Here is an 11116-nt window from a genome sequence, read left to right as displayed (position 1 = left end):
GGGGCCGCGGGGGCGTTCGGCTAACTGCGGGAACGGCCTATTCGCTCAATATGTTCGGTTGAGATCGGAAATCAACCATTTACTATCCGTTCTGCAAGGCGTATGACCATCAGCTTTGTTTGGAAGAGTCTGCAAAGGAGACTGCAGGAACCTCGGATGCAGATGCTATTGCCGCACAGGAAAATGTCGCAAAAGCTCTCGAGGCGGTAAAGGACAAGGCGGAGCAGATCCGCGTGCTTGTGCTTTGCCAGGGTGCCGGCACTTCGACTCTCTTGGCAAATGCTCTTCGCGAAGGTGCCGCTGCTAAGGGTATCGATCTGGTTTCTCAGTCCGGTGCGTACGGAAGCCACTATGAGACGATGGATCAGTACAACGTGATTGTTCTGGCGCCCCAGGCACGCATGTACTATGACGCTATGAAGGCCGATACCGATCGCCTTGGAATTAAACTGCTCACCACAAGGGGCAAGGAGTATATCGACCTTACCAACGATCCCGAAGGTGCAATTGACTGGATCGTTCAGGAGCTGGCCAAATAGTGGATGCACTTCGTCGTTGATTCGTCGGTGTATGGTACGGCCCCGCAGCTTATTGAGCTGCGGGGCCGTATTTCGTTGAGTATCTAATTGAGACAATGCGCGCAACCGTCGTGAGATCGCATTGGCGCTCTCCGAGTCACCGACAAACTGTCTTCCATCTATGTGACCAATTCGCTTTCGGCCTTTAGCCTGCTCGAGGCGCGCGAGGATTGCGAGCTGTGCCCGGTGGGCGGCATGTACCGTCGCCGCACCGCCGCCTTTGTGGGCCCCATGGCCGAGGATACCCTGCGCGCACTGGGGATCGACGCAGCCTTTATCGGCGCAAACGGCATTTTGGACGGCGACGTGTCTACGTCCAACATGGACGAGGGCCGCATCCAGCAGCTCGCCTTTAGCAAGGCCGACTCGCGCTATCTGATCGCCGATTCCAGCAAGATCGGCAGGCGATACTTCTGCCCCCCCTGCCGGCGCAGGGGTACCGCTTTAAAATGACGCGTAAATGACTTTGGGCAACAAGGATGAGGCTATTCTGAGATATGACTAGACTCCGTATTTCGTCTTTATGTCCATTGAGAATGAATCGTAGTCTTCATAGAGCCCTTCTCTGCTTTCATCCTCGGCGTGGTTTACACGTTCAAGGAGTTTATCCTTTGGAGCCTCTTTTGTTATTGCGGCCTCGCCATCGGGTATTGTGGCTTGTAAGAATAGTTCTAGAGCATGGGCGTCTTTGAGTATGTAGCCCGTCGAACGACCAGCTCCTGTTTTTTCGATTGCGCTGCAACTAACAAGCTGACCGAGGGTTCGTTTAACGGTTACCTCGCTGATATCGGGGCAGTTGGACCGGATGTCGGATTTCTTAATGACGCCGGGTCTCTGTTGAAATAGAACAGCGATGCGCGCTTGCTTCGACATGGGACGAGTGCTTGATTCAATTAAGGTACGCTGCTCGAGCTGTCGGTAGGCGGCCAGGGTTGTTCCGAGCATGAAACGGATAAAGGGTACTTCGGTGTTTTGATTTTCATTCCATCCAGTGGAGCTTGCAGCGAGGGCGTTGTAGTAAAGCGCTTTGTTGTCTTCAATAAGTCGCTCGATGCTGATGTAACGCGCAACGTCGTATCCAGTCTTTTCGAGCAGCAGCGTTGTAAGGAGCCGACTCATCCTGCCATTGCCATCGTTGAAGGGATGAATGCTAACAAAATCGAAGATAAAGCGGAGCGATATAAGGAGGGGATCGCAAACTTGGCGAGATAAAGCATCGTTGAGGGACTGGCAGGCTTCTTTAATAAGTCCCGGGGTTGCTAGAGCCGAAGGGGGCCTAAAGCGCACAAATCGATTACCTTGATCGTCAATGGAGACGATTTCGTTATCGCCATCTTTCCAATGGCCTCCATACGAGATTGCCGTGTGCGCCATGAGGTCACGATGCAACTGCAGAATGACCGATGGCGATACGGGAATGGAATCGTGTTGCTCGTGAATAAGCGACAGCACATCTCGGTATCCAGCGATTTCTTCCTCTGCGCGGGAGCTTGGCTTGGCGGAATACGCCATGATCGCTTTGAGTCTTTTTTGGGTGGTAACAATTCCTTCAAGTCCGTTGGAGGATCGGGTGCTTTGGATCTTAGCCTCCTCCATTAGGGACGATAGAAGCTCGGGTTTGACTTGACTCAGAGCAAGCTGACGGCCTTTATGCTCGCGTATCGAGAGGAGGAGGTTGGTGATTGGAGTTGCTTCGAGTTCCGCTGGGACTGTGGTGTAATCGAACTGGCGCATGCGGCTCCTTTCGGTATCACGAACACACTTTCGATATCATAATACCATTAAATGATACCGAAAGTATGTTCGTGATACCGAAAACTAGAAACCATGCTTCATAACTGCTTGGAAAGTTTGGATTTGACTATCTTATTGTCTCGATCTGTAACAGTTAGACGGTTAAAAGTGGGCTACGTGTTACAGATTGAGATCTTTCAGCCCTGGTCGCCCGTTCGTCTAAATCTATAACAGTTAGGATTGAAAATCCCTGCTAGATGTTACAGATCGAGATAAACGGCCTGCTCGGGCTCACCAAAAACAAAAAGGCCGCATGCGAACCCGTGGAGGGATTCGTATGCGGCCGACAGGGGATACGCGGCTGAAGTTAGGCCATGAGCAGGCCGGTCTCCGCGACGTTCTTGTACCAGTACGCGCTCGCCTTGGGATAGCGCTTCTGGGTCTCAAAGTCGATGTAGAACAGGCCATAGCGCTTGTTGTAGCCGTTGGTCCAGGAGAACTGGTCCTGCAGCGACCACACAAAGTAACCGTCGACGTTCACGCCGCCGTCGATTGCCTTGAGGATCCACGCGAGATGCTGACGCATGTAGTCGATACGAGGGGCGTCGTCGATAAAGCCATCCTCGAAGTCGTCCTTATAGCCCATGCCGTTCTCGGTGATGTAGATCTTCTTGTAGTTGGGGTAATCGTTTTTAATGCGGAGCAGTAGGTCGTAGAGACCCTCGGGATAGATGATCCAGTCCCAATCGGTGGTGGGTACGCCTTCGCGCACGCATGACTCGCCCACGCCCTTGAGGAACCAGCGCGAGGAGCCCTTGTCGCCGGTGCCATTGTGGTTGATGTCGTTTTCGCCCTCGGCGGCACGCAGGAACTGGCACTTGTAGGTATTGACGCCCAGACAATCGTTGTAGGGGAGCGCGGCGGTCAGCGCGGCGATGTCCTCGTCGCGGACGTCGAGCTCGCCGCCGGCGATATGGGCCAGCTTGGTTGCGGCTTCCATGGTGTCGGCTGCATAGTGGCCGCGGAAAGTGGCGTCGAGCACCCAGCGGTTGTTGATGACATCGGCCATGCGAGCTGCCTCGCAGTCGGCAGCACTGTTGGGATCGAGGGGATACTTGGGCTCCAGGTTCTGGACAATGCCGATCTCGCCCTCAAAGCCGCCCTCATGGAAGGCGACGACAGCCTTGGCGTGGGCCACCATCATGTTGTGCATGAGCTGGAAGGCCTTGTCCAGGCGATACTTCTCGCCGTGCGGCCAGTTGCCGACGATAAAGCTGCCCTCGGCGGTCGCGGGAATCTCGTTAAAGGTAAACCAGTGCTTGACCTCGGTGAACTCGGCAAAGCAGAACTTGGCGTACTCGACAAAGGCGTCGATCGTCGTGCGCGTCAGGAAGCCCTCGCCGCCGTTCTGGTAAAAGGCCTCGGGCGTATCGAAGTGATCGAGCGTGACATAGGGGATAACGCCAGCTTTGTTGCAGGTGGCGAAAAGCTCGTGATAGAAGGCGACGCCCTCGGGGTTAATCTCACCAGTGCCGCTGGGGAAGATGCGGCTCCAAGCGATGGAGACGCGGATACCGTTGATGCCGAAACGCTGGCACAGGTCGATATCGACCGGGTACTTGTTGTAGAAGTCGCTCGCGGGATCGGGGGAGAAGCGACCCTGAGCAGCCAGGAAATCGTCCCAGGGCACTTTGCCCTTGCCGTGCGTACGGGTCTCGCCCTCAACCTGGTAAGCAGCGGTGGCGCCGCCAAACACAAAGCCGTCGGGGAACTGCATGGGGTTGGTCATGAGTCATCCTTTCTGTGGGATACGAATAGGGAGCGGTGCCCGAACTGGGGATCCGGGCACCAACAGAGGGAGGAACCTAGTCGAGGTTCTCGCGGAGCCATTTAATGGCGCCAGCGGGGTCGCGGGTAAGGTCGATATATTCCTTGCCGCGGGGAGCGAGCAGCTTAATGCCCAGACGATCGGTGTCGGCCTTCATGTCGTTGTAGTAGCTACGAACCTGCGGGGCGAGCACGATGACGTCGTACTGATCCATGATGGCAGTGTGCTGACCATAGGCGCCTGCGGAGGAAGCGATGTTCTCTCCGGTCTGCGCAGCACCTTCCTTGATGGCATTGGCAAGCATGGCAGAGGTGCCGGCGCCGGCGCACAGGACGAGGACCTTCAGACCGTCGACGTCCTTCTTAGCGGATGCGTCGGCGGCGGGCTCGGGCTGATCGGCGACAGGCTTGCTGTCGGCGGCAGCGGCGGTCGGCTCGACGGAAGCGGTGACAGCGGCGGTCGGCTCGACGGAAGCGGTGACAGCGGCGGTCTGCTCGACAGCGGGCGCAGGGGCGTTGGCAGCGATGGTGGCAGCACCATCGGATTCGAGACCCAGCTCGGCGGCGCGCTCGGCCTCCTGGTCGCAGAGCAGCTTATCGTATGCCTTCAAGAACGGCAGGTAGATGATAGCGTCCAGCAAGATGATGATTGCAACAAACACCAGGGCGATAAGCTGGAAGTTTGTGGTGATGAAGATGCCGATGGGGGCAGGGGTAGCCCAAGGCACCACGAAGGAGAAGCCGTTCATGCCCACATTGTCGATAAAGAACTTGGCAACACTCACGTTGACGCAGCCGGCGGCAACAAAGGGGATGAGCATGTAGGGGTTAAGGATCATCGGCGCGCCAAAGAGCAGCGGCTCGTTGACAGCAAAGGCAACAGGAACAATCGAGGCCTTACCGACGGCTTTGAGCTGCTTGGACTTCATAAAGAGAATCAGCAGAAGCGGCACGATGAACGTAGCGCCAGTGCCGCCGAACTCACCCACGAGCGACATGTTAAAGGTGAGGGAGTGGGCGGGGTGGCCACCGGCCAGCAGAACCTGCAGGTTCTCGGCCTGGTTGGCAAGACGGATGGGGTCGATGCCCGGCTGGACAATCGAAGGGCCGTGGACGCCGATGAACCAGAAGAACGCGGTGGCTGCCTGGATAAGGATGAGGCCAGGATAGGTTTCTGCCGCAGTGAAGAGCGGGGAGAGCAGCTTGATGAGCAGCTCGGAGAACGGAACGCCCATGAGGTTGCGCACAACCACATCGATGATGCCGCAGATAATGACAGCGCCGCCAAAGGGGATAATGTCGCGGAAGTTCTGAGCGATGGCGCCCGGGACCTCCTTGGGCAGCTTAATGGTCAGATCGCGCGAGACGCAGAATTTGTAGACCCACACGGTGATGAACGCGGCGATATAGGCCGAGAACAGACCGCGCGTACCCATGCTGGTGCAGTCGAAGACCGAAAGCTCGGAGCCGTTGAACTTGGTGGTGAACTGCGTAACGGCGAGCAAAAGCATACTGCACTGGGCGGCCACCATGGTGGAGCCGTCGTTGAGCACCTTGCCGGCGGGCATGCGACGGTTCATGGAAGCCGTAAAGTTCTTGGCAGTGGTGCCGGCAACCATGATGCCCATGACGCCCATGGTGAAGTTGTACAGCTTGTTGCACCAGTCGATGAGCGGCTGGGGCAGCGTGATACCGACTACGCCGGGAAGGGTGGCAATGAGCAGAAAGATCGAAGAGGTGAGGACGATGGGCATGCACCCAAGGAATCCGTCCTTAATAGCCTGGAGGTAGATGTTCCTCGAGATCTTCTCAAAGAACGGCTGATGCTTTTCGAGCATCTTTACGATGGCGTCCATAGAGCTCCTTTGCTACTTGATGCGCGATGCATGTGGATGGAACTGGTCGTCGATGGATGGTCAGGACTGCCCGGAAACCTTCCTGCTCAAGGAAGGCATTGCGAAATGACAACGTTGTCATTTCGTTAATGACAACGTAAGACATTTTTGGAAGAGCAACAAGGATATACGGGTGAGTGGTCGATATTGTCCGGTAAACGGTTGATTTATCAGTCAGGCAGGTAGTATATGCTAGAACACAAAAAACAAGCGATAGAGAACCGAGCGGAGAAGCAGTGGCAACGATGGACAAGAAAAATGTCTCGATGAACGATGTGGCAGTTGCCGCGGGTGTTTCTCTCAAGACGGTTTCGCGTGTGATCAACGAGCCCGATAGCGTGCGAGAGTCGACACGCGATAAGGTTCATTCGGCCATGGAGGCGCTCGGGTTTCGAGCCAACTTTGCCGCGCGTTCGCTCAAGTTGGGCCGTTACGGGTGCATCGGCGTCGTGCTGTTCCACTTGTCGGGCGGTGCCGTGGACATGATCGACGGTATCGCCGATGCCGCCGAAGAGCGAGGCTTTGCTCTTACGATGATCAAAAAGCGGGCGGGGGAGAAGATGACCCTTGCCGAAGCGGCGCGTAGGATGTCGCAGCTCCCCGTCGACGGCATGATTTTCAACCTGCGCCAGATGGTCGATGACTTTGATACCTTTGAGGCGCCGAAAGACCTCAAGACGGTGATTATCACACCGATGGAACATCCTACCTGCTCTACCGTCAGTGACGACCAAGAGGGCGGCGCGCGCATGGCGTGCGAGTACTTCTTGAACCACGGGCACAAGAACGTGTACTTCGTCTCTGGTAAGAAAGAGTCACTGTCGAGCCAGTGCCGTATGAAAGGTTGGCGAGCGGCACTCGAGGCACGTGGCATTGAGCCGCCCGAGCCTCTGCAAGGCGATTGGAATGCGGATAGTGGCTATGCCGCGGGCCTTGTGCTTGCCGATAAGCCCGATTGCACGGCGGTCCTCGCTGCTAACGACTGCATGGCAAACGGCGTGATGATGGCTCTACGTGACAAAGGGCTCAATGTGCCCGACGACGTGTCCGTGATCGGCTTCGACGATGAGCTCTACAAGACGATTCCCAACTCGATTCTGACGTCGGTGAAGTTTCGCCACCGCGAACTGGGCATCCGTGCGCTTAACGAGGTCGTCGCAGGTCTGGAAGCCCCGAGCTCCAGAAGCCGTACGCTCGTCTCGGGCGTGTTGGTCGAGCGTTCCAGCGTAAGGGATCTGCGGGCGTAGACGTGCTCGGCCTGCTCGTCTAAATCTGTAACAGGTGGGACCCGAAAACTCGGCTAGATGTTACAGATTTAGACAATTCGGCCCGGCTTATTCCGTTTGTCTCGATCTGTAACAGTTAGGAGTGAAATGACCAGCCAGGTGTTACAGATCTAGATTGATTGGATTGACCCATCTGTTTGTCTCGATCTGTAACATCTAAGCGGTCAAAAGCGGTCTACATGTTACAGATTGAGATTTTTGGCTTGGCCTGTGCGTTCACCTCGATCTGTAACAGCTAGGATCCAAAAACTCGGCTAGATGTTACAGATTGAGATGAACAGGAGGGCGGGTGCGGTCTAAACAAAATGGCCCGCGCATCACGCATCGATGCATGGGCCATTTTTTGTCTGCGAGCGGCAGGTGGCGTCAGCGTCTTATGCCTTGAGGTTTTCCTCGATCCAGGCGACGGCACCCTTGGGATCCTTAGTGAGGTCGATGTACTGTTTGCCCTTGGGCGACAGCAGCGTGATGCCCAGGCGGTCGGTGTCGGCCTTCATCTCGTTGTAATAGGTGCGAACCTGCGGAGCCAGGACGATGACGTTGTACTGGTCCATGATGGCGTAGTGGCTGCCGTAGGCACCGGCGTTGGCGGTAATGTCGATGCCCAGCTCGTCGGCGCCTTCCTTAAGCGCGTTGGCGAGCAGTGCAGAGGTGCCGGCGCCAGCGCACAGAACCAGAACCCTCAGATCCTTGCCCTTAAGGGCGGACGGAGCTGCGGAGGCCTCGGTGGCAGAAGCGGTCTCGACAACAGGAGCCTCAACGGCGGGGGCGGCAGCGGTCTTGACGGCCTTGGTCTCCTCGGCCTCTTCTTCGGCCAGGGTCTCGGCCTCCTGCTTGCACAGGACGTTGTCGTAGGCCTTGCAGAACGGGTAGTAGATTAAGAAGTCAACGACCAGCAGGACGACAACCAGGACCAGAGAGATCGGCTGGAAGTTGGTGTCGATGAAGGTGCCGATCGGTCCGGGGAGTGCCCACGGCATGGCATAGATAAAGCCGTTCATGCCCAAAAAGTCGATGAAGAACTTACCAATGAGGACGTTGGCCACGGGGGCAAACAGGAACGGGATCAGGAAGTACGGGTTGAGGATGATGGGCGCGGCGAACAGCAGCGGTTCGTTGACGGCGAACATCACGGGTACGACAGAGGCTTTGCCGACGGCCTTGAGCTGCTTGGAGCGCATAAAGAGCAGGAAGATGATCGGGACAATGAACGTGGCGCCGGTGCCGCCGAGTTCGCCGATGTAGTTACCGAAGTTCTCGGTCAGGGCGAGGGCGGGGTGACCGCCGGCCTGCAGCGTGGCGAGGTTGGTGGTGATGTTGCCAAACAGCGCGGCGTTGAGGGCAGGCTTAACGACCGAGGGGCCGTGGATGCCCATGAACCAGAACAGCGGGATCATGAACCAGATGAGGGCGAGGCCGGCGTAGGAATCGGCAGCGGCGAACAGCGGGCTCACCAGCGTGGAGATGACGTTGGCAAACGGGACGGCCAAGCAGGTGCGGCAGATAACGTCGATGACGGCGACAAACAGGATGGAGAAGCTGAAGGCGAAGATGTCGCGGAAGTTCTGGGCGATGGCGCCGGGGACTTCTTTGGGCAGCTTGATGGTGATGTCTCGCTTAATGCAGAAGGCATAGATGTTGACCGTGGCAAATGCGGCGACAAAGGAGCTCAGTAGGCCCTTGGTGCCCATGTTGTCGGTAAAGAACACCGAGACATCGGCGCCGTCGATCTTGGCACTCGTCTGGGTAACGGCCAAGATGAGCATAGCGCACATGGCGGCGACCATGGTGCTCGTGGCGTTGATGGCCTTGCCGGCAGGCATGCGGCGGTTCTTGGAGCCGGTCAGCGCGCTTGCGGTGGTGCCGGCGACCATGATGCCCACGACGCCCATCGTGAAGTTGTAAACCTTGTTGCAGAAGTTCACGACGTCGACGTTCCACCAGTCGGGCAGCGTAAAGCCGCCGACCGTGGCGACAACGCCCGGCAGGGTCGAAATAAGCAGGAAGACAGAAGAAGACAGGATGATGGGCATTGCTGCCAAAAAGCCGTCTTTAATGGCCTGAAGGTAGATGTTCTTAGAGACCTTGTCGAAGTACGGCTGACCTTTCTCCAAGAACTTAACGATCGATTCCATAGTTCACGCTCCTCTTTGCATGAAATCTTAATGGCATGGACGTTGAAAACCTATATGGTCTCCCGCTTGCTAAAAGCCCGGGTGCAGGCGGGGTCGGTCCCAGGGGGAGAGAGGGGAGCGGCTGGGTTTGTATCGCATAGGGCCGCTCCCTTCTCGGGGGAAAGCGAGGCGATGCGCTACTGCGCGTCCGCCATAGTGTCGGCGAGCTCCTTGTACCAGAGTGCCGACTGCTTGATGTAGCGTTTTTGCGTGTCGAAGTCGATGTAGAACAGGCCGTAGCGCTTGTTATAGCCGTTGGCCCACGAGAACTGGTCCTGCAGGCTCCAGATAAAGTAGCCCTGGACGTCGACGCCCTCGGCGCGCGCCCGGAGCACCTTCTCCATGTGCTGGTCGACAAAGTCGATGCGCTCGGGATCGGCGACGATGCCGTTTGCGTCGGGCTCGGGGTCCTTGTGGCCCAGGCCGTTTTCGGTGATATAGATGACGGGGAGGTTGGGATAGGTGGCGCTGATGTGCTTGAGCGTGTCGTAGAGGCCTTGCGGGTAGATGAGCCAATCCCAGTCGGTGGTGGGGATACCCGGCATATCGACCTGCTGCCCGACGCCCTTAAACTTAAAGCACGAGGTGCCCTTGTCTCCGGTGCCGTTAAAGCTGTTGGTGGACTCGCCATCGTAGGCGGCGATAAACGCCGACTGATAGTAGTTGAGGCCGAACATATCGTTGCGGGGCGCCGCCTTGGCGAGCTCCTCCATGTCGCTGTCCTCAACCGTAAGCGTGGCGTTGTTGGCACGCAGAATCTCGTTGATGAGTGAGAGGGTGCGCGCGGAGTAGTGACCCAGGAAGGCGCCGTCCATGATGAAGTCGGTGTAGAAGGCGTTGTACAGGTCGGCGGCGTGCTGGTCGGCGGGCGAGTCTGTGGCAGGATATGCCGGCGTCAGGACGTTGACCATGCCAATGCGTCCGCCCAGGTGCTCGGTCTCGTCAAGATCCTTATACAGGTTGACGGCGCGGGCGTGGGCAACGAGCTCGTTGTGCTGGCTCTGGATGCCGCTCGTCACATCAAAGTGATGGTTGGGCGGGAAGTTGCCTTGGATGTATTGGGAGTGCGAGAGACTGATGAGCTCGTTGATGGTGAACCAATTCTTGACCTCGCGGAACTCGCGGAAGCAGAACTCGGCATAGCGCACATAGGCGTCGACGGTCTTGCGGTTGAGCCAGTCGCCCTGGTTGAACAGGGCGGCGGGGGAGTCAAAGTGATGCAGGGACACATAGGGCTCGACGCCATACTTTTTGCAGCAGGCGAACAGCTCGTGGTAGTGCTTAACGCCCTCGGCGAGGGGCTCGGCATCGTCGCCGTTGGGGAAGATGCGGGTCCAGGCGATGGACACACGGATGGCGTTGAGTCCATGCTCGGCAGAAAGGCGGATATCCTCCTCGTAGCGGTTGTAGAAATCACTGGCCGGGTCGGGCAAAAAGCGACCCTGGGCGACAAGGTAATCGTCCCACATGGTCTTACCCTTGCCTGCCACCTTCGTGGAACCTTCCGTTTGGTACGCGGCGGTTGCGGCGCCCCAAACAAAGCCCTTCGGCAGCTGCTGTACGCGGTTTAGCAAAGACATATGCATACACCCTCTCGTCTCGCTGTTCGATATTGTGCGTTT

The 11116-nt window shown here is 57.2% G+C and carries 8 protein-coding genes; 3 read left to right on the top strand and 5 right to left on the bottom strand.

From position 1 onward, the window contains the following. Positions 1–119 precede the first annotated feature (119 nt). The gene (locus tag AB5Z20_RS05655; RefSeq protein ID WP_368156635.1) at positions 120–539 is read left to right on the top strand and encodes a lactose/cellobiose PTS transporter subunit IIB; all 420 of its coding nucleotides are present in this window, start codon (positions 120–122) and stop codon (positions 537–539) included. 162 nt (positions 540–701) lie between these two features. Further along, on the top strand, positions 702–1031 hold the full coding sequence (locus AB5Z20_RS05650; protein WP_368156633.1) for a hypothetical protein: 330 nt from the start codon (positions 702–704) through the stop codon (positions 1029–1031). 48 nt (positions 1032–1079) lie between these two features. On the opposite strand, the gene AB5Z20_RS05645 is transcribed toward AB5Z20_RS05650, so the two are convergent. The 3 genes from AB5Z20_RS05645 to AB5Z20_RS05635 all read right to left on the bottom strand — a co-directional run bounded on the left by AB5Z20_RS05645 (position 1080) and on the right by AB5Z20_RS05635 (position 5995). Beyond that, a complete protein-coding gene (locus AB5Z20_RS05645) occupies positions 1080–2312 on the bottom strand; it encodes a Fic family protein (protein ID WP_368156632.1) in 1233 nt (410 codons plus the stop codon). Between the two features lie 367 nt (positions 2313–2679). Further along, entirely contained in the window at positions 2680–4101 is a 1422-nt protein-coding gene (lacG, locus tag AB5Z20_RS05640) for a 6-phospho-beta-galactosidase (RefSeq protein ID WP_197032106.1), read from the bottom strand. 76 nt (positions 4102–4177) lie between these two features. Then, on the bottom strand, positions 4178–5995 hold the full coding sequence (locus AB5Z20_RS05635) for a PTS lactose transporter subunit IIBC (RefSeq protein ID WP_368129812.1): 1818 nt from the start codon (positions 5993–5995) through the stop codon (positions 4178–4180). Between the two features lie 284 nt (positions 5996–6279). On the opposite strand from AB5Z20_RS05635, the gene AB5Z20_RS05630 reads away from it, so the two are divergent. After that, on the top strand, positions 6280–7281 hold the full coding sequence (locus AB5Z20_RS05630) for a LacI family DNA-binding transcriptional regulator (RefSeq protein ID WP_195919826.1): 1002 nt from the start codon (positions 6280–6282) through the stop codon (positions 7279–7281). 413 nt (positions 7282–7694) lie between these two features. Here the strand turns inward: AB5Z20_RS05630 and AB5Z20_RS05625 are convergent, their stop codons facing one another. Next, on the bottom strand, positions 7695–9455 hold the full coding sequence (locus tag AB5Z20_RS05625; RefSeq protein ID WP_006234821.1) for a PTS lactose transporter subunit IIBC: 1761 nt from the start codon (positions 9453–9455) through the stop codon (positions 7695–7697). 176 nt (positions 9456–9631) lie between these two features. After that, positions 9632–11074 (bottom strand): 6-phospho-beta-galactosidase, encoded by a 1443-nt coding sequence (gene lacG, locus AB5Z20_RS05620; RefSeq protein WP_055310581.1) that lies wholly within the window; start codon positions 11072–11074, stop codon positions 9632–9634. Positions 11075–11116 lie beyond the last annotated feature (42 nt).

It is taken from the genome of Collinsella aerofaciens, assembly GCF_040910245.1.
Taxonomy (GTDB): domain Bacteria; phylum Actinomycetota; class Coriobacteriia; order Coriobacteriales; family Coriobacteriaceae; genus Collinsella.
This window is presented reverse-complemented; position numbering and strand designations above follow the sequence as displayed.

Excerpts from the sequence above, each read along its gene's own strand:
- AB5Z20_RS05645 (WP_368156632.1), bottom strand. The coding sequence starts at position 2,312 with ATGCGCCAGTTCGATTACACCACAGTCCCAGCGGAACTCGAAGCAACT.
- lacG (WP_197032106.1), bottom strand. The coding sequence starts at position 4,101 with ATGACCAACCCCATGCAGTTCCCCGACGGCTTTGTGTTTGGCGGCGCC.
- AB5Z20_RS05635 (WP_368129812.1), bottom strand. The coding sequence starts at position 5,995 with ATGGACGCCATCGTAAAGATGCTCGAAAAGCATCAGCCGTTCTTTGAG.
- AB5Z20_RS05630 (WP_195919826.1), top strand. The coding sequence starts at position 6,280 with ATGGACAAGAAAAATGTCTCGATGAACGATGTGGCAGTTGCCGCGGGT.
- AB5Z20_RS05625 (WP_006234821.1), bottom strand. The coding sequence starts at position 9,455 with ATGGAATCGATCGTTAAGTTCTTGGAGAAAGGTCAGCCGTACTTCGAC.
- lacG (WP_055310581.1), bottom strand. The coding sequence starts at position 11,074 with ATGTCTTTGCTAAACCGCGTACAGCAGCTGCCGAAGGGCTTTGTTTGG.